This window comes from Pseudidiomarina fusca (assembly GCF_032227045.1).
Lineage (GTDB): Bacteria > Pseudomonadota > Gammaproteobacteria > Enterobacterales > Alteromonadaceae > Pseudidiomarina > Pseudidiomarina fusca.
The window spans coordinates 1-20,101 of sequence record NZ_JANFPJ010000025.1 but is presented as its reverse complement, the minus strand read 5'-3'; the positions used below and the strand labels follow the sequence as shown (position 1 = coordinate 20,101).

The window sequence follows — 20,101 nt, the reverse complement described above, 5'->3', positions numbered from 1 at the left end:
TATCATGGGTTTTTCTCAAGCTTTATCTGGTTTACGCGCAGCTGCTACTAACCTTGATGTGATTAGTAACAACATTGCCAACTCACAAATCGTTGGTTTTAAAAGCTCTCGAGCTCAATTTGCCGATATTTATGCCAACGCAGAAGTTGGTTTAGGTACTCGTATTGCCGGTGTGTTTCAGGATTTTAGCGACGGTAACATTGAAACTACCAACCGTACTATGGACTTAGCTATCACTGGGAAAGGCTTTTTCCGCTTCGAGCAGCAAGGTCAGATTCAATATTCGCGCAATGGTCAGCTTTCTATCGATAAAAACGGCTACATTGTGAATGCGCAGGGCGCACGCTTAACGGGGTATCCAGATGGCATAGGCTTTGGTGGTCAACCGCAAGTATTGCAGGTGCCAGCGTCTGGTCTAGCAGCGAATGCTTCGACCGGTATTGAAGCCACGTTTAACTTGGATACCTCAACGACCATTATCGATCCGGCTACCACGCCTTTTGATATGAACAACCCTGATACCTACAGCTATGCAAACTCGGTAACCCTTTACGATTCGTTAGGTAACCCGCATCAGAGCATGATGTACTTTACCAAGGTGGCCGATAACCAATGGCAAGTACGGATGTCACGCGATGGTGAATTAGCGCCAGAAACTGGTGTACTAGATTTTGATGCCAATGGCCTGTTGGTTACTCAAACCGATATGGATGCCTTTACTTTTACCCCAGGTGAGGGTGCGGCTGATATGTCGATTGCGTTGGATGTGACTGGTACCACCCAGTTTGCAAACCAATTTGAGCTTACCGCGATTGAGCAAGATGGCTACCAGTCAGGGACCTTGATGCAAGTAGCAGTAAGCGAGAATGGTGACGTTGTTGGTACCTACTCGAACGAACAACAAGTAGTTTTGGGTACCATTGCCTTAGCTAACTTCCAAAGTTTAGAAGGCCTTCAATCTATTGGTAATAACGCGTGGATTGAAACGCAAAAATCAGGCGTGCCGATTGTGTCAGTTCCAGGAGAAGGCCAGTTTGGTGGCATTATGGCCGGTGCCGTAGAAGCCTCTAACGTAGACTTAACCCAAGAGCTCGTTGCTATGATTATTGCTCAGCGTAACTATCAAGCCAACGCTCAGAGCATTAAGTCGCAAGACGAAGCACTACAAACCACCATGCAGCTGAAGTAATAAACCATGGACGCCATTTTATATACCGCCATGAACGGCGCCCGGCAGACGCTCGATGAGCAATCGGTAGTAACGCATAATTTAAGTAATGCTTCGACCACCGGTTTTCGTGCGCAGTTGGCTGCGGCTAGGGCCGTGCCTGTGCAAGGCCCGGGTCCGTTGGATACTCGTGTCGCTGCCGTCACTACGACGGGCTTGTTTGATACCCGTGCTGGTGCCATTCAAACCACCGAGCGTGACTTAGACGTAGCTTTAGATCAAGCCAACTGGCTAGCGGTACAAACCCCAACAGGCGAAGCTTATACCAAACGAGGTGACTTGCAGGTAGATGCTGACGGCCAGTTGCTGGTGAACGGCATGCCGGTATTAGGTGATGGAGGTCCTATTTTAGTGCCTTTGGGCACCCAGTTAAGTATTGGCAATGACGGTACTTTGAGTGGGATTGGCCTAGGGGGTGATGCCAATGAGTTGGTGCCGCTAGATCGTTTAAAGTTAGTGCGAGTGGATCAACCGCAACAGCTAGAACGTAGCGCTGATGGTTGGTTTAGAAGCCCCAATGGCGGCGCTTTAGAGCGTGATGAAACCGCCCAAGTTGTCAGCGGCGCGCTAGAGGGTAGCAACGTCAATACCATAGAAGCCATGGTGGCCATGATTGATACCCAACGTCGCTACGAGCTTAATATGAGCGTGATAAAAACCGCAGACGAAACAGCTCAGCAGGCAAACAGCTTGTTGTCGGTGAAAGGTTAGTTAGGAGAATCGCAATGATTAAATCATTATGGACGGCAAAAACCGGTTTAACCGCCCAGCAACAACAGTTAGACGTTATCACCAACAACCTAGCTAACGTGAATACTGCTGGTTTTAAACGCTCGCGGGCAGTCTTTGAAGATTTGCTTTATCAAAATATGCGCCAACCAGGTGCGATGAACAACGCTCAAGACGAATTACCGTCGGGGTTGCAGGTGGGTACCGGGGTGCGAACCGTTGCCACCGAGCGCCTACACACCCAAGGTAGCCTAAACAACACCGAGAACTCGCGCGACCTGGCCATCAGTGGCAAAGGCTATTTTCAAGTGTTGATGCCCGATGGCAGTATTGCCTACACCCGAGACGGTAGCTTTCAGATCAACCAAGATGGGCAAATGGTTACGGCCAATGGATTTCCATTAGAGCCAGCAATTTTTCTACCAGCGAACGCCTTGAGCGTCACTATTGGTCAAGACGGTATTGTTACGGTCACTCAGCCGGGTAACACCCAAAGCGTGCAGGTAGGTCAAATTTCTCTGGCCATGTTTATGAACGACGCCGGGTTAGAGGCTCGTGGTGGTAACCTTTACGTGGAAACTCAAGCGTCTGGCGCTCCAAACGAAGCGCTACCAGGTTTTAATGGGGCTGGTACCTTGTATCAAGGCTTTGTTGAAGCATCTAACGTTAACGTCGTAGAAGAAATGGTCAATATGATTCAAACCCAGCGAGCCTATGAAATTAATAGTCGCGCCATTTCTACGAGCGACGAAATGCTGGCGCGTTTAGGTCAACTGTAAGGAATGAGCACCATGATGCGCGCTGGTAAGCTGGCAATCAGAGCTATGGCAACTGTTGGGTTATTAGGCTTAGCGGCTTGCAGTTCATCGCCACCTGAGCCCAAAGTTGTTGAGCCTTATCAGCCTATTCATATTCCCGAGTATGCCCAAGCAGAAGCGAATGGCTCGATCTTTCAAGCGCAACAGGGCTATGTTCCTTTGTTTGAAGATCAGCGTCCCCGCCGAGTTGGTGATGTGATTACCATAGTGCTAGAAGAACAAGTGAGTGCTACTAAAAACTCATCCTCGCAGACTTCTCGAAGCAGCAATATGGGGTTGGATTTAGAAGGCTTACCGGAAGCTTTAGAACAGTTAGCTGAATATGGTTTCACCGTTGGTAGCGCCAATGATTTTGCCGGGTCTGGCGGCTCCAGTGCCAGTAATCAATTTTCTGGCATTATTACCGTACAAGTTACGCAAGTATTAACCAATGGTAATTTACGAGTGCGTGGCGAAAAGCAGCTCGCAATTAACCAAGGCACCGAGTACATCCGTTTTTCTGGGATTGTGAATCCACGCAGTATTAGTGGACAAAACAGCGTTACTTCTACGGCTGTCGCAGAAGCGCGATTGGAATATTTAGGTGATGGTTATATCACCGAAGCGCAGCAAATGGGCTGGCTACAACGCTTTTTTAATTATATTGCGCCGTTTTAACAGCAGCATATAAGCAGGATAGAAGAATGAAGATGCGACAGTTTTGGGTAGCTTTAGTAGCACTGGCACTCTTGATGCCTACCGTGCACGCCGAGCGCATTAAAGATCTTGCTGATTTTGCCGGCGTTCGCACCAACAATTTGGTGGGATATGGTCTCGTTGTAGGGCTTGATGGTTCAGGTGACCAAACCATGCAAGCGCCGTTTACTGGCCAGAGTATGACGAACATGCTAGCTCAGTTAGGCGTTACTATTCCGCCGGGCACCAACATGCAACTACGCAACGTTGCAGCAGTAATGGTGACCGCGACCTTGCCAGCTTTTGCACGCCCCGGGCAACAACTTGATGTGGTGGTGAGCTCCATTGGTAACGCGCGTAGTTTGCGCGGTGGCACCTTGTTGATGACCCCCTTGAAGGGTGCAGACGGGCAAGTTTATGCGTTAGCCCAAGGCAATCTGCTAATCAATGGCGCCAGTGCTGAAGCACAAGGCTCGTCAGCGCAAATAAATCAACAAGCCGGTGGTCGTATTAGCGCCGGTGCTACCGTAGAGCGTAGCGTCGCACTGGATTTGGATCGTACCCCGCGCAGTCTACAGCTTAATTTAAAGCAGGCAGACTTTACCACCGCGTTGAATATGGTAGATACCATCAATAGTGACTTTGGTTACCCAGTAGCACAGGCCATTGATGGGGGCACCATTCGCTTAGAGAGCCCTGCTGATACAACCGACCGCGTGCGCTTTATGGCGCGCATTGAAAACATTGATGTCTATGCTGGCCCAAGTGATGCCAAAGTGGTGTTTAATTCACGTACAGGCTCGGTGGTCTTGAGTGGCCCGGTAACACTTCGTCAAGCAGCGGTAGCCCATGGCAATTTAACCGTGACCATTGCCCAGCGTAGTCAGGTGAGCCAACCGCCAGCGCTTAGTGGTGGTGATACCGTGGTTACCGAAGGTGCAGATATTGCGATTAGCCAAGAAGGTGGTGCACTGCAAGTGGTTGAAGGCACAAATCTTATGCAAGTAGTGCAGGCGTTAAATAGCTTGGGTGCAACTCCTAGTGATTTAATGGCGATTCTGCAAGCGCTCAAAAGCTCTGGTGCATTACGGGCTGAATTGGAGATTATTTAATGGCTGATAGTAACGCAATAAGCCAGTTAACCCGTGGCGTGGCGATGGATGTGCAATCGTTAGACTCATTGAAAACGGCCAGTAGGCATCGCCCAGAGCAAGCGGCTACCGAGGCTGCGCAGCAGTTTGAAGCCTTATTTATTCAACAGATGATGAAATCGATGCGGCAAGCGGGCGGCGAGTCAGAGCTGTTTAATAGTAACGCCATGCGCACCTATACCGATATGTTTGATCAGCAACTAGCGAGCGAGATGGCCGCAGGTAAAGGGATTGGTTTAGCTGAGCAGTTATTGCAGCAACTTCAGCAAAAGCCACGCTAAGCACTTAAGTTTATGCCGCTGCTGCCGATACCATAGGCATCAGTAAAGGGAGCAATTATGAGTATTTTTGCCATTGGCTTAAGCGGTCTTCGAGCTGCTCAAAGTGGATTGTTTGCCACCAGCGGTAACATCAGTAATGTGGGTACGCCCGGTTACAATCGTGAGTTAGTCCAGTTAAGCGAAAACCGCGCAGCTGGAGTTTTAGTGAATGGGGTTGAACGCCAGTTTAACCAGTTTGTGGCAACTCGACTCAATGCCGCAAGTGGCTCATTAGCATCCTTTGAAGCCTATCACACTCAAGTTAAGCAGATTGATAATTTGCTATCGGACGAACGCGCAGGCTTGGCTCCGGCCATGCAAGAGTTCTTTAAAGCTATTGGCCAGGTGAATAGTAACCCAGCAGATCCAGCCGCTCGTGCGGGTGTTATGGGTACCGCCGGCACCTTAACCGCACAATTCCGCTCCTTTGATAATTATTTAAACGACATTGAGCGCAACATTGGTAATGAGATCACCTACGAGGTGAACAGCATTAATTCACTCAATACTCAAATTGCTAGCCTCAATAAAGAAATTTTGTTGGCTCGCAGCGGTGGTACCGAGGCTCCCAATAGTCTCTTAAACCAACGCGATCAGTTGGTGCATGAGCTTAGCCAAAAAATGGACGTGCGCGTGTATGAGCAGTCTTCAGGCTCTTACAGTGTCTCAATGAGTAATGGCCTACCGTTAGTAGCCGGCGATAAAACCTATGAGCTTGAGGCGCAAACGGACCAAGCAGATCCTACCCGGTTAGCGATTGTTTATACCAATGCTACAGGGCAGCCTATTCAGTTACGAGAAAACGTATTTAGCCGCGGCTCGCTGGGTGGGTTACTGGAATTTCGCTCAGAAAGCCTCGATACCCTTCGTAATCAGCTAGGCCAGATGGTTGCGGTGTTTGCCTCAGCAATGAACGAGCAGCATCAACAAGGGGTGGATTTAAATCAGGACCCGGGCCAAGCGATGTTTAGTATGGGCAGCCCGCTTACCTACAGTCATAGCGCTAACACTGGCGATGCTACCGCCACCACAACAATTACCGATGCAACGGCACTGTTAGCCACAGATTTTGATGTGCAATTAGGACCAGATGGCTATCAAGTGACTCGTCTAGATAACGGTAAAACCGTGCCAGCAACCTTTGATGCTGCTACTAATACGTTATCTTTTGCGGGCGTGGAGGTGAGTTTTGCTGGGGGCGCAGTAGCCGAAGGTGATCGCTTTAAAGTACGGCCGCTGGTAAACCAAGCGAAGAATTTTGAGCTGGAGCTTGAAGATGGCTCACAGTTTGCAGCAGCCCAGTCGAATGCCAGTGGCGATAATAGCAATAGCTTAGCCTTACAAGAGCTACAGAATCAGCTGTTGGTGGAAGGTAAAGGCACCTTTAATCAAGCCTACGGCAGCATGGTGAGCACCTTGGGTAACCAAATCAATGTGGTACAAGCTAACATGGCGGCCCAGCAAGGCCTAACCGAGCAACTTTATGCGCTGCAGCAATCTGAGTCTGGGGTCAACCTAGATGAAGAAGCCGCTAATTTGATTCGTTATCAACAATATTATCAGGCTAACGCAAAAGTCATCGAGACCGGTTCCACCATTCTCGATACCATTTTGTCGTTACGTTAAGGGTTGGGAGCAAGTAGATGCGTATTAGTACCATGACCATGTACAACCAGAGCAATACCTCGATGAATCGGCAGCAAACTGAGTTTCTGAAGATCTCGCAGCAAATTGCCAGTGGTAAGCGAATAGTCAATATTTCTGATGACCCGCAAGCCATGACCCAAGCCATTAATATTCAGCAATCTAAAGCGGTAAGTGGTCAGTATGACCAAGCTCGAATTGGCGTGCGCAACGCGCTATCGCAAGAAGAGAGCGTTTTGAACAGCGTCAGTGATGTGTATAGCCGCGCTAAAGAGCTGCTGATTCAAGCCTCTAGCGATACCATGTCGGATGCCGACAGGGCTTCTATTGCGAGCGAATTAGAAGGGGCTTATCAGTCCTTGTTAGGGTTGGCTAATACCCGTGATGGCAATGGCCGCTACTTGTTCGCCGGGTACCAAGACGATAGCCCAGCTTTTGCTGCTGGCGCTGATGGAGCCGTGCAATACGTAGGTAACGACCAAGTTAGACAACAAAAAATAGATGGCGATAGACTGGTTGATGTGGGTCACATTGGGGCCGATATTTTTGATCGTGTGCATAGCAGTGCTAACTACCTTGCTGATGCCCCGCTCACAAACCAAGGGACATTAGAATTTGGCAATATCGCCATTACCGACGTTGATGCGGCGGGTTTTGGGGACGCTTTTGACATTGAATTTGCCGACAATGGCGGCGCCATGCAATACCGTGTTAATGGCGGTGCTTGGGAAGATTACACCGATCCTATGACGGTTTCTTTAGCCGGCGTGGCGATTGAGTTAAAAGGCCAGCCAGCTGCGGGCGATAGCTTGCGTGTGGCTCGAGGAGCTGAAAATAATACCAATATTTTCCGCACCTTCGAGAAAGCCATGGCCGTGTTAGATGCTCCCGCTACGGATGCCTCTAGTAAAGCTACCCGAGCTAATACCCTGCGTACCGTGATGCGCGAGTTTGATAATGGCCTAGACAACGTGCTTACTACCCGTGCAGAGGTGGGTGCGAGCTTAAATGAATTGGATGCGTTAGATGCTATTGCTGGTAATCGGGAACTGGCTTACGAACAAGCATTATCGCAACTGGTTGATTTAGATTATGTCGAGGCGGCTAGCCAGTACAGCGTGCGGATGGTGGGTTTACAGGCCGCGCAAAAAGCCTTTGTTGATATGAAAGGAATGAGCCTGTTTAACTTCCTGTAAGTTGTTAAACAGGGAGCAAACTCCAAGCCAAATTCAATAGCTTATAACGCCATGCTGGTGAGTACCTGCTCTAGCATGGCAAACCCCTGCTCAAATAGCCGCCGTAAATACCCGCCAAGCTCAGTCATCAATACCGTTAATAACACCAAACCCAAGGTCAACGACATCGGAAAGCCCACCGAAAATACGGTAAGCTGTGGCGCAGAACGATTCAATATACCTAAGGTAAGGTTAACAATAAGCAGTGCGCCGAACACCGGTAAAGCCAGTAAAATACCAGAACTAAAGATGACCATGCCAAACTGGGCAATCAACAAAAAGGCATCAGCGTTCATGCCCAAGGTTCCGACTGGTAACAAAGTAAAAGAGCGAGCCAGAACTTCTAGCATCAACAAGTGGCCGTCTAGGGCTAAGAACATCAAAATAGCAAAGGTATAGAAGACGCGCGATAAGATCATGGTGTTGGCGCCGCTATCGGGCGAGAAAAAGGTCGCGAACGCTAACCCCATTTGTAAGCCAATATATTCACCTGCGGCCTGCACCACGGCAAATACAACTTGCATAACTAAACCTATGGCGACCCCAATAATCAGCTGTTCGATGATGATACCAAAGCTGGCCCAAGAGAACAGCGGCACGGCTGGTAGCGGTGGTAGTACTGGGCTAATAATCATCGTGAAAATCAGCGCTAAACCAAGTTTAACTCGGTTGGGCAGGCTTGAATGACTGAAGATAGGGGCTATCAATAAAAACCCAGTAAAACGGCAAAATGGCCACAAAAACAGGCTAATCCATTCTTGTAATTGCGCAAAAGAGACGGTAATCATGACCGACCCTATTGAATCATGATAGGAATATTAGTGAAGAGACGCGTGGTAAAATCAATAATCAACTGCAATAAGTAGGGCCCGATCATAATCAAAACAGCTAATACACCAAGTATTTTGGGGATAAAAGATAGGGTCATTTCGTTGATTTGGGTGGCCGCTTGAAACAAGCTGATCAACAAACCTAAAAGCAGCGCTGTAAGCAGCAGCGGGCCCGCTAGATAGAGACACACCAGCATCGCTTGGTAGGCAATGGTCATGACTGTTTCTGGGGTCATCGCCGGCTCCTACAGGTAAAAACTGTTGGCTAAACTGCCAATCAGTAGTTGCCAGCCGTCAACCAACACAAACAGCATTAGCTTAAACGGCAACGAAATGGTCGCCGGCGGGACCATCATCATCCCCAAGGCCATCAGCACACTGGCAACCACTAAATCGATGATTAAAAAGGGAATGAAAATAGTAAAACCAATTTGAAAAGCGGTTTTTAGTTCGCTGGTAATAAAGCTCGGCACCAGTACGTGAAAAGGCACGTCTTGAGGACTTTCTAAGGGCCCGACATTCGCCAAGTTCGCAAATAACGCTAAATCCGGCTCGCGCGTTTGTGCGAGCATAAACTCACGCAATGGGCCGCCAGCTAACTCGATAAATTGCTCAAATCCGATAGCATCTTGGCTAAAGGGGAGCCATGCAAGTTCGTAAATTTGGCTGAACACCGGCTGCATAATAAAAAAGGTTAAAAACAATGCTAACCCCAGCAGCACTTGGTTAGGCGGTGCTGATTGCGTACCCATCGCCGTACGCAGCAAGCCAAATACGATAATAAGCCGCACAAAACAGGTCATCATTAAGAGTACGGCGGGTAAAAAAGTAAGGCTAGTTAAAAACAGTAAGGTTTGCAGCGACAGCGACCATTGTTGGCCGCCATCTTCAGTTGGGCTAGTAGTTACCCCTGGGATGCTCTGCGCAATGGCGTCGAGCGGCAGTAACAGGCTACCTAATGCAACAACTAAGACCACCCACCAACGCATCAGTCGTTATCCTTGGTGGGGTTAGCAACGCGAGAATTGGCAGCCTGAAAACGAGCGGCAAAGCTGCTTAGTTGAGTTGCAGGAAGAGCCTGCGCTGGCATTTCGTGTAATTTATTGATGCCGTTGTTGGTAACGCCAAGCACCAACCAAGTGTCTTTTACAGCGACAATGACAACACGTTCGCGTTGACCGATAGCCAAACTACCAACCACCTGCATTAAGCCTGGTTGGCCAACACTTTTACCTGACAGCTTACGAAACACCCAAGCGCACACCAAGATCACCGCAATAATAAATAATAAAATCAGGGTTACCTGGCCTAAGAGGGCCATACCGGTGGCTAATTCGGGTGCGTCGGTACTTTGCATCAGCTTAACGGTTTAACTTTTGTACACGCTCAGACGGCGTGACGATTTCGGTAATTCGGATACCGTATTTATCGTCTAACACGACCACTTCGCCTTGTGCGATTAAGTAGCCGTTGATCAGAATATCCATCGGTTCGCCAGCAAGACCATCTAGCTCTACCACTGAGCCTTGGGCTAATTCTAGCAACTGTTTGATGGTGATCCGTGTGCGCCCAAGCTCTACGCTTAGCTTGACTGGAATATCCATAATGATGTCGAGCTCGTTCATGGCTGAACTGGCAGCTGCACTACTATCCAGTGGTTTAAATACGCCGGCATTATCACTCGCCGCACTGGCTTGCTCTTCGTCTAGGGCATCAGCCCATGGGTCTTGTTCGTTGTTAAACGAATCGTCTTTATTCGTCATCAGATGACTCCTTGGCGCGCAGTGGTGTGAATACACCTTTGCGGCTATCTCGCAGAATAGATTGAGGGAAGCGGTGATTATCTAGCATTTGCTTCACTTTCAGCGCTCTATGTTCATCAATGGTACCAAATTCACATTCCATGATAGGCAATGAGTTAACCGTAGCCATCACAGTCGCCGGTAGCTCAATGGGTAAAATATCGCCTGGCTTCAATGACATTACTTGGGGTAAGCGCAAGGGAATTTCGACAAAGTCGGCGATGACTTCAACACTAGACGATTGTAGTTCATGAGTGATGCGTTGGCGCCAAGCTTTGTCGTTTGAATTACCACCAATGTCCGCGCGAAGGTTACTTAGCTTGTCGCGCAGTGGCTCGACCATGGCATACGGCATACAGATTTTAAAGGTGCTTTCTAAATGCCCGACTTCTAAACGGAACGTCGTCGTCACCACAATTTCGCTGGGTGAACTGGTGATGGCGGCGAACTTAGGTTGTACTTCTGAGCGAATGAAGCTGATTTCTAACGGATGCACGGCACGCCACGATTCTTGATAGGCGTCGATAGCTAAATTCAAGACTCGATTGATGATTCGCTGTTCGGTGGCGGTAAATTCTCGCGCTTCGTTGCGCGTCATAAACCGACCATCACCACCAAACAAGTTCTCGACAATAATACTTACCAAGGCATGGGGAAACACCACCAAGGCACTGCCGCGCAGCGGTTTCATCGAGATGATATTGAGGTTAGCCGGTGACGGGGTCGCATCAGCAAAATCACTGAAGCGCTGATAGCGCACCGAATCCACCGTGATATCTGCGTTACGGCGCAACAAGTTAAACAAGTTCATGCGAAATTGCCGGGCAAAACGCTCATTGATAACTTCTAAGGTATGCAAGCGCTCGCGCACAATACGAGCCTGTGACCCCGGGTCGAAAGGCTGCTGCTTGACCTTCTTGCGCTGCGGCTGCGCACTTTTAGCGGTACTTGCGGACACATGGTCAGTAGCGGTAGAGCCGATCTCGTCGGCAACTTCCGCTTCTGGTTCTATAGCACTGATAAGAGCATCAAGCTCTTCTTGTGACAGGTGGTGTCCGCTACTCATAACTTCTTCTTATTGAACAATAAATTCTGTGAACAAAACATCGTTGATGAGAATTTCTTCATCGCCCGAGTAAGGCTCGCTCAAAGCCTTGGCTATGTTGCTAGCCAGGGTTTTTTTGCCTTCAGATTTAGCAATCTGTTCTGCTTGCTGACCTGATAATAAGACCAGTAAGCGGTTGCGTACTTGCGGCATGTTTTTAGTGAGCAATTCTTTCATTTTCTCACTAGGTAACTCTAGCGTTAATCCGGCATAGAGCAAGCGCGGACCATACTGATCGCTGGCTAAGTTCACCGTAAACGGCGCAATATTTAAAAATACTGGCTCGATTGCTTCTGGTTCTACATGACCTCCGGCGACAGAAGCCGTTGCGGCGATGTTTCGAGTATCCCAAAGCAAATACGTATTAAGCGCCATTACCCCAATGAGGAGCACTTGCAAGACCATCATGATTGGAGAGCTCTGTCCCGCCGTAGCCGACTGAGCGTCATTTTTTCGCGCCATGTTATCTACCTTTTCTATCATCCATTAGCTGCTTGCTTAGGCGTAAGTATCAACTGCGCCTGAAGCAGACGCAGCAGTATGCCGAGAATTTGCTTCTCTGTCAGTATTTTCGGCCGCAGTGGCGATTTCTGCAGGGTTAATTTGCGAGTTATTTCGCCCCTGGTCACGATCTTGTTGCGCAAAGCCAGCTGCAGACTGGCCGGAACCAGCAAATTGCTGTGCGGTACTAGCGTGGTTAGATTGCTCGCTTACTTGCGAGCCCTGTAACTGAATTCCCTGATTTGCCAAAGTATCTCGTAGCTGTGGCAAGGCTTGCTCTAACGCTGCACGCACAGCACCGCTGTGAGTGAGGATGGCCAGCTGTGCTTGATTGCGTTCATCCAATTGCAGTTGCATCTGTAGCGGACCAAGCTCTGCGGGATGAAGCTTTAGCGTCATCTGTTGGCCGTTGTGCATCACTATCTGCACCATTGATTGGCTTAACTGGTTAGCCCAAGCTTGAGAACCTACCGATGCAGTTAGCTGGGCACTGCTGGTGCTTGCGCTCGATAAGTTACTCGCATCGGTTAACATCACTTGAATAGCAGGTGCTGTCAGGGTCGAGCCTGCTGCCGCAGGAGCCGCAGTGCTGGCAAGTGTGCCCGTAGCCAGTTGTGGTGAGGCGTTATCCGCAGGTGCTTGATTGCTTTGGCTAGCTAACGCTGCTGCCACAGAGTTAGCAACGCTAGAATGGGGCGCTTCGGTTGTGGCTGCCGCATGGGTTGCGGAGAGGGCTGCTGATAGTGTTGGCTTAACCCCTGCTAAATCACTCGCAGTCGCGCTAGCAGCTGTTAAAGCTCCCGACACCTGATTAGGTTTGGCAGTCTTGCTTGCGACATGATTTGCAGCATGGCTTGCTGCGGTATTCGTAGCCTGTTGGGTACCAACCAGAACCGCTGGCGATAATGAGTTAGTGTGAGCAGCCGCAGAGGCGAGTGCTAGCGCAGCGGTCCCGCCTTCGTTCGCAGCCAGGGTCTGCGCGAACAGAGTCGCAGCAGGTGCACCTGATGGATTCCCCGTTGCCAGGTCAGCTGCAACACCAAGGTTTGCCAGTAAGGCCGGCGCTGAAAATTGCGGTAATTGGCTGCCAGAGCGGGCCACCTGTTGCGTTAGATCTGGGTTCTTGCTGGTGGCAGTTTGGGCCGGCAACTGTAAAGCAGCGAAAAGCCCAGCAAAACCACTGTCGGCGCCAGTGCTGCCTAGCTCAGTACCACTGGCATCTTTAGTGCCGGTAGTACGAGGGCTAACAGGCACTGCTGCGATAACCGAAGATATTTGTACCATGGCCGTTCCCTTATTTAAGCGCCTGTTGCTGACGTACGTACATCGCAATGGATAGTTCGTCAGCCAGCTTTTGCTCACGTTTATTTTGCTGTTGCTGCGCCTTATCCTGCTGCCGTTGTGCTAGGGTTTGATAAGACTGCAACTGCTGCTGTTGCTGCTGCCAATGCTTGGTACTGTGAGCTACTTTTTGTTGCTGTTGTACCAACGCTTGCTGAGCCTGCGTGATGGCTTGATCTAAACTACTTAAAAAACGCCGATAAGTGGTTACCATCACGCTTGGCAAGCCCGCCTGCAATTGCTGTTGCAACTGTGCCGCATATTCATTGCGATATTGCTGCAACACCTGTAACTGCTGCGAAATCTTTACTTTGTTCTGCCGCTCAGAGGCGAGCAACACAGCTGCCTCGGTGCGAGCTTGTTCAGCACGCTCGGTTAACAAAGACAATGCGGTAGAGTTCATTATGCCCCTCCTACTAACGAGGTTAAGCCTTTAAAAGCGGCCTCAAAAGGTGCTTGTTCGTGCATTTGCTGTTGTAAGAAGCGCTCGATTTGCGGTTGTTTTTGCACCGCCTGATCTAAGAGGGGGTCGTGGCCCGGGCTGTAAGCACCCACACTAATAAGATCGCGATTGCGTTGATAGACCGAGAATAGTTTTTTCAAGCGTTGCGCACTTTGCAACTGATTAGGCGCGGTAATGCTTGGCATAACGCGACTGATAGAGGCCTCAATATCAATGGCCGGGTAGTGTCCACTCTCAGCTAATTCACGTGATAAAACAATGTGGCCATCGAGAATGGCGCGGGTGCTATCAGCGATCGGATCTTGTTGGTCATCGCCTTCAGTTAACACCGTATAAAATGCAGTGATAGAGCCGCCACCACGGGTACCATTACCGGCGCGTTCAACTAAGCTAGGTAATTTAGCGAAGACACTTGGTGGATACCCTTTAGTAGCTGGGGGCTCGCCAATAGCTAAGGCGATTTCACGTTGCGCCATGGCATATCGAGTAAGAGAATCCATAATCAACAACACATGTTGGCCGCGATCGCGAAAGTCTTCGGCTAAGCGGGTAGCATAGGTAGCGCCTTGAAGGCGTTGTAACGGCGATGAATCTGCGGGTGCAGCTACCACCACGGACCTGGCCATCCCTTGTGGCCCAAGAATATGATCAATAAACTCTTGGACCTCACGACCACGCTCACCAATTAAACCCACCACAATCACGTCGGCTTTGGTAAAGCGCGCCATCATGCCAAGCAAAACAGATTTACCCACACCAGAGCCGGCAAATAGGCCCATGCGTTGGCCGCGACCAACGGTCAGTAAGCCATTGATAGCACGAATACCAACATCGATAGGAGTATCGATAGGGGCACGTTGCATGGGGTTGATAGGAGCACTAGTAAGGCCGCCAAATTCTGTGTGTTTAGGCAATGGCCGATTATCTAAAGGCTGCCCTAAACCATCTAACACCCGTCCTAATAATGCAGGGCCCAGAGGAAAGCGCTGACCGCTTTGGTCGTTGTCGGTAAAAGGCACCACGCGTGCGCCTGGCACTAATCCTTGCACGTTGTTGAGTGGCATTAAATAAGTAATATCACCTGCAAAACCAACCACTTCAGCAGTAATGCTGTTGGCATTGGCTTCAATACAGCAATGGCTGCCAACCGGCACTCGTAAGCCCACAGCCTCAAGTACCATGCCGGTGGCCCGCACCAAGCGGCCGCACATAAACCATCGCGGCTGTTCGTTAAGCTGCTGCTGCACGCTGGTAAGCGTTTGTTGCCAGTGGGGCAATAGGCGGGCCGAATTAGGCATGCCGCCCTCGTACTTGCTGTAGCATACGTTGCCAGCGGGTTTCGATGGTTGCGTCTAATTCACCTTGAGAGGTGAGTAACTTACAGCCGCCGCGCTCTAATCGCTCATCGGTTCTTAATTTCCAGCGTAAACTGGCGAGCTCATCTTGCATATGCTGTTCCACGAGCGCCAGATCTTGTGGATGCAGAACTAGCGTGGGACGCTCACCCAGCAGCGGGTCTTCATGAATGATATCGCGGATAAGCGCAATGATTTGCTCAGGATTCGCCGCCAAGGCTTCACCGGCAAGTTGTTTTCCTACCGTCATGGCCAATTGCAGTAAGCTATCAGCTAACTGCTCGCTCATGCTATTGATAGCGCTGTCGGCACTTTTTAATAAGTCTGCTAATGGCGCTAAAGCTTGTGCTAGTTCGGCTTTTGCGGCTTCTTCTGCGGCCGCTTTACCCGCCGCTAGGCCCTCAGCGCAACCTGCGTCGTAACCTGCCTTATGCCCCTCGACATGGCCTTGTTCAGCGGCCTCGGTACGCGCTTGCTCTTGTAACTTCTTAAGTTCGCTTTGCTGGGCAAACTCGGCCGTTTTAACCTGAGCATTGTCGGCGGGTGTTGGTGGTTTGGACGGCGCCGGCTGATTTAACGAACGCATGTTCCAGCTTTGCCACTCTTGCTCAGAGTTGCTATTGGTAGAGCTTGGTTCAGTAAAAAAAGGCTTAAACGTAGGCATCGTCACCGCTACTCAAGACAATTTCACCAGCATCGGCCAAGCGACGAACCACCTGCAGAATAGCTTTTTGTTCGCCTTCCACTTGCGATACTCGGATCGGTCCACGAGTCTCCATTTCTTCACGAATAAGCTGTGCCGCACGCTGGGACATATTGCGTAGGAATTTCTCCACCAATTCGTCGGGTGCGCCCTTGAGAGCAATCACCAACGATGAGGTTTCTACCTGACGCAAGAGTACTTGGATACTGCGGTCGTCCAAGTCCAATAAGTTTTCGAACAAGAACATTTCGTCGACAATCTTTTGTGCCAACTCGTCGTTGTAGGCGCGAATATTTTCCAATGCAGTATCTTCTTGGCCTGCAGAAAGTAAGTTGAGTATCTCTGCAGCCGTTCGCACTCCGCCCATTTTGCTGCGCTTGAGCGATTGGCCATCTAACATACCGCCAAGCACCTCGGTCAGCTCTTGTAAAGCCGCTGGCTGCACCCCGGTAAAGGTGGCAACTCGCAGCACCACGTCGTTGCGTAGGCGCTCATCAAATAATTCTAGTACTTTTGCCGCTTGGGCACGATCCAGGTGGATTAAGATGGTGGCAATGATTTGCGGATGCTCATCTTTAATCATTTCAGCAACTTCTGGTACGTCCATCATGTTTAATGCGTCAATACCAATGCCACCTACTTTGTGCTCAAGCACGTCTTCAATCAGTGAGTTGGCACGGTCGGTACCAAGCGCCTTAGTTAATACAGAGCGTACGTAATCGTCGTATTTATCTAGCGATGGGGTGTCAGCTAGATGCTGATGGAAAAGCTCCAACGCGGCTTTGATTTCGGTATGGGATACGTCATCAAGGCGCGTCATTTCCTTACTGATTTTTTGAATTTGGTTAGGCGCAAAGTGTTTAAAGACTTCTGCAGCAGATTCTTCTTCAATCATCAGTAACAGTAGCGCAGCCCGCCGTAGCCCGGTGGTTTCTTTACTTGCTTTGGCGCCATTGGTGGCCGGCGTCGCGCTCGTTGGGTTAGACGTGGTCATCTTCGTTCATCCAATTTTGTAAAATACGAGCTACTTGGCGTGGGTTACTTTGTGCTGCTTCTTTCGCCTTCGCTAAGGCTTGAATATAGCTAGCATTACGTTGCTGTTTCGGCCAATGGAAAGGATCGCTTGGGGTAGTGTCATCCACCTCAAGCTCATCGTCATCAGCGTAACCGCCGCCCGCTCGACGACTGCGATTGCTGCCATTTGCAGCAACGGCATCATCATCATCGTCGCCTACTACTGCGCGTAGACGGCCACGAGTTTCAGGGGTCTCGGTTACTGCAGAAGCTGGTGCATAACGTTTTAACAACGGCCGTAGAATCAGCAAATACAGCAATAGCACGCCGATACCAGCAATAACATACCGAGCTAGCTGCTTGATAAAATCAACCATTGACGGTTGCTCGTACCAAGGCGGCTGTTCGTCGGTGGTGTGTTGTCGTACAAACACGCTATTCACTACTTCGAGCTGATCGCCACGGACTTCTGAAAAGCCCATAGCCTGGCGTACCAGCCGATTAATGTAATCAAGCTCTTCTTCACTGCGTGGAACTAATTGCGGCACGCCTTCTTCGTCTAACACACTGCGATGATTGATAACCACGGCTACGCTTAGTCGTTGCAGTTGGCCGCGTTGGTGGTCAACGTGTTCAACGGTACGGTCAACTTCGTAATTAACCACTTGGTCTTGCTGAATTTGTTGTGGATTAGCGTTGTCGGCCGCCGTGGCTTCATCGGCATTGGTGATCGACTCGATTGGTGATGCAGCTACACCAGGAGGCGTATTGCTCAATGCTCCGGGAACGCCGCTAGCGCCCTGGCCATTGCCCTGCATACTGAGATTGCGTTGAATACTACGGATAGCCGCAGTTTCCGGCGTTTGATTGGGGCTATAACGCTCGGCAGTCGCTTCACGCTTGGCAAAATCGACTTCAGCAACAACTTGGGCTTGGATATTATCGCGGCCAAGGATCGGGCTCAAAATATTTTCGATACGTTCTTGATAGGAGCGCTCTAACTGATGGATGTACTCTAATTTAGAACCGATTTGAGCGTCTTCTTGATTGCTGTTCGACAATAAGGAGCCGTATTGGTCCACCACAGTAACCTGTTCCGGCGCTAACTCGGCAACACTGCTTGAAACCATGTGGATAATCGCTTGTACCTGTCCATCGCCAAGCTTGCGGCCAGGATGCAAGGTAAGAATAACCGAGGCTTTGGCTGGCTCACGTTCACGGACAAACACGGAGGCTTTAGCCATGGCTAAATGCACTCGTGCTTTGAGTACAGGGCCGAGAGATTCCATGGAGCTGGCCAGTTCGCCTTCTAAGGCACGCTGAAAATTAACTTGCTCGGCAAACTGACTGATCCCAAAGGCTTGGTTGTCCATGAGTGAGAAACCAGCATTGCCCCCTTGCGGTAAACCTTGCTCAGCCATTTGTAAACGCAGCTTATGCACATCGTTACTAGGCACCAAAATAGTCCCATTGCCGTTTAGCTGATAGGGCACTTGCATGGTGTCCAGTTGAGTCACAATACGGCCACCATCAGCTTCGCTTAAATTGCTATAAAGCACGCGATATTCAGGCGCACTAGCCCACATCACTAGGGCAAAAACCAAGCCGATGAATGCAGCTCCGCCAATCAATAATGGCACCATACCGGTTTGTTTTAACTTGGCCAGCCAGTCTGGGCTATTACTAGCGGTACCGGCTTGGGTCACTGTTGCAGATGCTTCCATGGGGCCTTGGGTCTCAATTCGGTTAATCAAATGACGGAAATGTCGTCTAGGGTAGACGGATTTATCTAGTGCACATTATGCGCAGGTAGTGGCAACTCAAAGGGGCAATAAAGGCACTTTTTTAAGGCTTATTGTTTGCTTCACTAGCGATTCAACTGGGTATAGTGGCATGCATAAAAATGGCCTAACTAGCACCAAGGACAATGATGAGCGTACCCGCAATTCAAACCGCATTGCAACAAATGCAAGCGCTTAAAGCCGAAACAGCAGCTCCTTCAGCGAGCTCGATGGCAGCCAACGCAATAGGCGCTGCAAACAGCGCAGTACCACAGGGTGGTTTTGCCACTGAATTAAAACAATCCCTGGAACGAATTAATAGTCTGCAACAAACTGCCGCAGCCAACACCAAAGCCTTTCAGTTAGGTGACCCGAACGTGTCTCTAAACCAAGTGATGGTGGATAAACAAAAAGCCGGGCTGGCTTTTGAGATGGGTGTACAAGTACGAAACAAATTAGTAAGCGCTTACAAAGAAATCATGAACATGCAGGTGTAGAACACCTGCATGGCGTCGTCATGGTGACCTGCTAGGCTTGCTCGCGGACCAGCAAGCCAGACATTTCATGCAGATGCTGGGCAATGCGAATCACTTCTTCCGATGGGATTTGCCGAATCACCTCACCGGAATCGCGGCTAATCACTTTAACCACCACTCGACCAGCATCATCATTCATTTCAAAATGAATGCCGTAATTGTTCATCACTTCGTTGATTTGTTGAATAGGTTTCACCAATTCGTCTTTTCTCAGTTCCTTTTGAGCTTCACTTTGGCGTACCGCAGGCAATTGCTGTAGTACCCGATCAAGCCGTTGTTGCTCGGCAGCAGCCGATGTTACCGGCCAATTTAAACCGGCTTCATTAATAGGCGACGCCATAACTGTTCTCCAAACAATGAGGTTATAACGATATATCGGCAATCATTGCTGAAACTTTAAACAATTTAACGAAGCAACTAAAGTTTGGTCGTGATCGCACAAACACGTTCATACAATTGATAGACCGCAGTGATTGCCACACGCTCGTTATCGTCTAGATCTAAAACTTTGTTATCAAGCCGACCAGCCGTAGGCTGTAAATCTTGAGTATAGCGATGAAGTAAATGCTCTAAATTCATTTGAATCATCAATAGCTCTAACTCAAATTCTTGTTGCAGTAACTGATATTTAGTCCGGTTCTCAGCGCTAGGACCATGATCAATAGCCTGTTGCAGCTTACCTTGTAAAATAAACTCCACCGTCTTCAGCTTCGGAATCACGTCATTGATTAGGTTGACTGAAGTAATGGTTGTCGCCGACCACGCCATAAATTCGCCTTAAAAGTGAGCATTATTACTGCCTCTACTAATAAAAAAGGCGCCGATTGGCTAATGCCAGTCAGTTAAGAGCTGACTGGCATTTTTTTCTCG

General features: G+C 49.5%; 24 protein-coding genes. 9 read left to right on the top strand and 15 right to left on the bottom strand.

What is annotated here, in order from left to right; all coding sequences use genetic code 11:
* Window positions 1-4 precede the first annotated feature (4 nt).
* Genes flgE through flgL form a run of 8 tightly spaced genes read left to right on the top strand, consistent with a single transcriptional unit; the run spans window position 5 to window position 7,761 of the window.
* Window positions 5-1,189, top strand: a complete 1,185-nt coding sequence (flgE, locus tag NOG12_RS10995) for a flagellar hook protein FlgE (RefSeq protein WP_153826510.1) — start codon at window positions 5-7, stop codon at window positions 1,187-1,189.
* 6 nt (window positions 1,190-1,195) lie between these two features.
* Window positions 1,196-1,939: a flagellar basal body rod protein FlgF gene (locus tag NOG12_RS10990; protein WP_110075760.1), complete on the top strand. Its 744-nt coding sequence runs from the start codon at window positions 1,196-1,198 to the stop codon at window positions 1,937-1,939.
* Between the two features lie 14 nt (window positions 1,940-1,953).
* Window positions 1,954-2,736: a flagellar basal-body rod protein FlgG gene (gene flgG / locus NOG12_RS10985; RefSeq protein WP_110075759.1), complete on the top strand. Its 783-nt coding sequence runs from the start codon at window positions 1,954-1,956 to the stop codon at window positions 2,734-2,736.
* Between the two features lie 12 nt (window positions 2,737-2,748).
* Window positions 2,749-3,432, top strand: coding sequence for a flagellar basal body L-ring protein FlgH (locus tag NOG12_RS10980; RefSeq protein ID WP_313933292.1), 684 nt, complete (start codon window positions 2,749-2,751; stop codon window positions 3,430-3,432).
* Between the two features lie 26 nt (window positions 3,433-3,458).
* The gene (locus NOG12_RS10975) at window positions 3,459-4,562 is read left to right on the top strand and encodes a flagellar basal body P-ring protein FlgI (RefSeq protein ID WP_335342700.1); all 1,104 of its coding nucleotides are present in this window, start codon (window positions 3,459-3,461) and stop codon (window positions 4,560-4,562) included.
* Window positions 4,562-4,882: a rod-binding protein gene (locus tag NOG12_RS10970; RefSeq protein ID WP_110075757.1), complete on the top strand. Its 321-nt coding sequence runs from the start codon at window positions 4,562-4,564 to the stop codon at window positions 4,880-4,882. The genes NOG12_RS10975 and NOG12_RS10970 overlap by 1 nt, the downstream gene beginning before the upstream one ends.
* A gap of 57 nt (window positions 4,883-4,939) precedes the next feature.
* Window positions 4,940-6,547, top strand: a complete 1,608-nt coding sequence (flgK, locus tag NOG12_RS10965) for a flagellar hook-associated protein FlgK (protein ID WP_110075756.1) — start codon at window positions 4,940-4,942, stop codon at window positions 6,545-6,547.
* A 17-nt stretch (window positions 6,548-6,564) separates the two neighbouring features.
* On the top strand, window positions 6,565-7,761 hold the full coding sequence (flgL, locus tag NOG12_RS10960; RefSeq protein WP_110075755.1) for a flagellar hook-associated protein FlgL: 1,197 nt from the start codon (window positions 6,565-6,567) through the stop codon (window positions 7,759-7,761).
* 41 nt (window positions 7,762-7,802) lie between these two features.
* On the opposite strand, the gene fliR is transcribed toward flgL, so the two are convergent.
* From fliR to fliF, 13 genes are read right to left on the bottom strand one after another with little or no spacing between them, the layout of a single operon-like run.
* A complete protein-coding gene (gene fliR / locus NOG12_RS10955) occupies window positions 7,803-8,588 on the bottom strand; it encodes a flagellar biosynthetic protein FliR (protein ID WP_110075754.1) in 786 nt (261 codons plus the stop codon).
* Between the two features lie 8 nt (window positions 8,589-8,596).
* On the bottom strand, window positions 8,597-8,866 hold the full coding sequence (fliQ, locus tag NOG12_RS10950; RefSeq protein WP_110075753.1) for a flagellar biosynthesis protein FliQ: 270 nt from the start codon (window positions 8,864-8,866) through the stop codon (window positions 8,597-8,599).
* A gap of 9 nt (window positions 8,867-8,875) precedes the next feature.
* A complete protein-coding gene (fliP, locus tag NOG12_RS10945; protein ID WP_313933291.1) occupies window positions 8,876-9,619 on the bottom strand; it encodes a flagellar type III secretion system pore protein FliP in 744 nt (247 codons plus the stop codon).
* Complete coding sequence (fliO, locus tag NOG12_RS10940) at window positions 9,619-9,987, bottom strand: flagellar biosynthetic protein FliO (protein ID WP_153826515.1); 369 nt, start codon at window positions 9,985-9,987, stop codon at window positions 9,619-9,621. Before fliO ends, fliP begins: the two co-directional genes overlap by 1 nt.
* 4 nt (window positions 9,988-9,991) lie before the next feature.
* Window positions 9,992-10,393, bottom strand: a complete 402-nt coding sequence (fliN, locus tag NOG12_RS10935) for a flagellar motor switch protein FliN (RefSeq protein WP_110075750.1) — start codon at window positions 10,391-10,393, stop codon at window positions 9,992-9,994.
* Window positions 10,383-11,498: a flagellar motor switch protein FliM gene (fliM, locus tag NOG12_RS10930; protein WP_153826516.1), complete on the bottom strand. Its 1,116-nt coding sequence runs from the start codon at window positions 11,496-11,498 to the stop codon at window positions 10,383-10,385. Before fliM ends, fliN begins: the two co-directional genes overlap by 11 nt.
* Before the next feature lie 9 nt (window positions 11,499-11,507).
* Window positions 11,508-11,999 carry a flagellar basal body-associated FliL family protein gene (locus NOG12_RS10925; RefSeq protein ID WP_162014505.1) on the bottom strand — a complete coding sequence of 164 codons (492 nt, stop codon included), beginning with the start codon at window positions 11,997-11,999 and terminating at the stop codon, window positions 11,508-11,510.
* Window positions 12,000-12,035: 36 nt separating this feature from the next.
* Window positions 12,036-13,322, bottom strand: coding sequence for a flagellar hook-length control protein FliK (locus tag NOG12_RS10920; RefSeq protein ID WP_313933290.1), 1,287 nt, complete (start codon window positions 13,320-13,322; stop codon window positions 12,036-12,038).
* 10 nt (window positions 13,323-13,332) lie between these two features.
* On the bottom strand, window positions 13,333-13,782 hold the full coding sequence (fliJ, locus tag NOG12_RS10915) for a flagellar export protein FliJ (protein ID WP_153826519.1): 450 nt from the start codon (window positions 13,780-13,782) through the stop codon (window positions 13,333-13,335).
* Window positions 13,782-15,140 carry a flagellar protein export ATPase FliI gene (fliI, locus tag NOG12_RS10910; RefSeq protein WP_313933289.1) on the bottom strand — a complete coding sequence of 453 codons (1,359 nt, stop codon included), beginning with the start codon at window positions 15,138-15,140 and terminating at the stop codon, window positions 13,782-13,784. The genes fliJ and fliI overlap by 1 nt, the downstream gene beginning before the upstream one ends.
* Window positions 15,133-15,861 (bottom strand): flagellar assembly protein FliH, encoded by a 729-nt coding sequence (locus NOG12_RS10905; protein WP_313933288.1) that lies wholly within the window; start codon window positions 15,859-15,861, stop codon window positions 15,133-15,135. Before NOG12_RS10905 ends, fliI begins: the two co-directional genes overlap by 8 nt.
* The gene (gene fliG / locus NOG12_RS10900; RefSeq protein ID WP_313933287.1) at window positions 15,848-16,894 is read right to left on the bottom strand and encodes a flagellar motor switch protein FliG; all 1,047 of its coding nucleotides are present in this window, start codon (window positions 16,892-16,894) and stop codon (window positions 15,848-15,850) included. Before fliG ends, NOG12_RS10905 begins: the two co-directional genes overlap by 14 nt.
* Window positions 16,881-18,638: a flagellar basal-body MS-ring/collar protein FliF gene (gene fliF / locus NOG12_RS10895; protein ID WP_313933286.1), complete on the bottom strand. Its 1,758-nt coding sequence runs from the start codon at window positions 18,636-18,638 to the stop codon at window positions 16,881-16,883. Before fliF ends, fliG begins: the two co-directional genes overlap by 14 nt.
* 203 nt (window positions 18,639-18,841) lie before the next feature.
* On the opposite strand from fliF, the gene fliE reads away from it, so the two are divergent.
* Window positions 18,842-19,192, top strand: a complete 351-nt coding sequence (fliE, locus tag NOG12_RS10890; RefSeq protein ID WP_313933285.1) for a flagellar hook-basal body complex protein FliE — start codon at window positions 18,842-18,844, stop codon at window positions 19,190-19,192.
* 31 nt (window positions 19,193-19,223) lie between these two features.
* Here the strand turns inward: fliE and NOG12_RS10885 are convergent, their stop codons facing one another.
* Together NOG12_RS10885 and NOG12_RS10880 are read right to left on the bottom strand one after the other, a co-directional pair.
* On the bottom strand, window positions 19,224-19,571 hold the full coding sequence (locus NOG12_RS10885) for a flagellar protein FlaG (RefSeq protein ID WP_313933284.1): 348 nt from the start codon (window positions 19,569-19,571) through the stop codon (window positions 19,224-19,226).
* 77 nt (window positions 19,572-19,648) lie between these two features.
* The gene (locus NOG12_RS10880) at window positions 19,649-19,999 is read right to left on the bottom strand and encodes a hypothetical protein (RefSeq protein ID WP_153826524.1); all 351 of its coding nucleotides are present in this window, start codon (window positions 19,997-19,999) and stop codon (window positions 19,649-19,651) included.
* Window positions 20,000-20,101 lie beyond the last annotated feature (102 nt).

What these genes read in the sequence shown, in the direction of transcription:
- flgE (WP_153826510.1), top strand. Translation starts at nt 5, where the DNA reads ATGGGTTTTTCTCAAGCTTTATCTGGTTTACGCGCAGCTGCTACTAAC.
- NOG12_RS10990 (WP_110075760.1), top strand. Translation starts at nt 1,196, where the DNA reads ATGGACGCCATTTTATATACCGCCATGAACGGCGCCCGGCAGACGCTC.
- flgG (WP_110075759.1), top strand. Translation starts at nt 1,954, where the DNA reads ATGATTAAATCATTATGGACGGCAAAAACCGGTTTAACCGCCCAGCAA.
- NOG12_RS10980 (WP_313933292.1), top strand. Translation starts at nt 2,749, where the DNA reads ATGATGCGCGCTGGTAAGCTGGCAATCAGAGCTATGGCAACTGTTGGG.
- NOG12_RS10975 (WP_335342700.1), top strand. Translation starts at nt 3,459, where the DNA reads ATGAAGATGCGACAGTTTTGGGTAGCTTTAGTAGCACTGGCACTCTTG.
- NOG12_RS10970 (WP_110075757.1), top strand. Translation starts at nt 4,562, where the DNA reads ATGGCTGATAGTAACGCAATAAGCCAGTTAACCCGTGGCGTGGCGATG.
- flgK (WP_110075756.1), top strand. Translation starts at nt 4,940, where the DNA reads ATGAGTATTTTTGCCATTGGCTTAAGCGGTCTTCGAGCTGCTCAAAGT.
- flgL (WP_110075755.1), top strand. Translation starts at nt 6,565, where the DNA reads ATGCGTATTAGTACCATGACCATGTACAACCAGAGCAATACCTCGATG.
- fliR (WP_110075754.1), bottom strand. Translation starts at nt 8,588, where the DNA reads ATGATTACCGTCTCTTTTGCGCAATTACAAGAATGGATTAGCCTGTTT.
- fliQ (WP_110075753.1), bottom strand. Translation starts at nt 8,866, where the DNA reads ATGACCCCAGAAACAGTCATGACCATTGCCTACCAAGCGATGCTGGTG.
- fliP (WP_313933291.1), bottom strand. Translation starts at nt 9,619, where the DNA reads ATGCGTTGGTGGGTGGTCTTAGTTGTTGCATTAGGTAGCCTGTTACTG.
- fliO (WP_153826515.1), bottom strand. Translation starts at nt 9,987, where the DNA reads ATGCAAAGTACCGACGCACCCGAATTAGCCACCGGTATGGCCCTCTTA.
- fliN (WP_110075750.1), bottom strand. Translation starts at nt 10,393, where the DNA reads ATGACGAATAAAGACGATTCGTTTAACAACGAACAAGACCCATGGGCT.
- fliM (WP_153826516.1), bottom strand. Translation starts at nt 11,498, where the DNA reads ATGAGTAGCGGACACCACCTGTCACAAGAAGAGCTTGATGCTCTTATC.
- NOG12_RS10925 (WP_162014505.1), bottom strand. Translation starts at nt 11,999, where the DNA reads ATGGCGCGAAAAAATGACGCTCAGTCGGCTACGGCGGGACAGAGCTCT.
- NOG12_RS10920 (WP_313933290.1), bottom strand. Translation starts at nt 13,322, where the DNA reads ATGGTACAAATATCTTCGGTTATCGCAGCAGTGCCTGTTAGCCCTCGT.
- fliJ (WP_153826519.1), bottom strand. Translation starts at nt 13,782, where the DNA reads ATGAACTCTACCGCATTGTCTTTGTTAACCGAGCGTGCTGAACAAGCT.
- fliI (WP_313933289.1), bottom strand. Translation starts at nt 15,140, where the DNA reads ATGCCTAATTCGGCCCGCCTATTGCCCCACTGGCAACAAACGCTTACC.
- NOG12_RS10905 (WP_313933288.1), bottom strand. Translation starts at nt 15,861, where the DNA reads ATGCCTACGTTTAAGCCTTTTTTTACTGAACCAAGCTCTACCAATAGC.
- fliG (WP_313933287.1), bottom strand. Translation starts at nt 16,894, where the DNA reads ATGACCACGTCTAACCCAACGAGCGCGACGCCGGCCACCAATGGCGCC.
- fliF (WP_313933286.1), bottom strand. Translation starts at nt 18,638, where the DNA reads ATGGAAGCATCTGCAACAGTGACCCAAGCCGGTACCGCTAGTAATAGC.
- fliE (WP_313933285.1), top strand. Translation starts at nt 18,842, where the DNA reads ATGATGAGCGTACCCGCAATTCAAACCGCATTGCAACAAATGCAAGCG.
- NOG12_RS10885 (WP_313933284.1), bottom strand. Translation starts at nt 19,571, where the DNA reads ATGGCGTCGCCTATTAATGAAGCCGGTTTAAATTGGCCGGTAACATCG.
- NOG12_RS10880 (WP_153826524.1), bottom strand. Translation starts at nt 19,999, where the DNA reads ATGGCGTGGTCGGCGACAACCATTACTTCAGTCAACCTAATCAATGAC.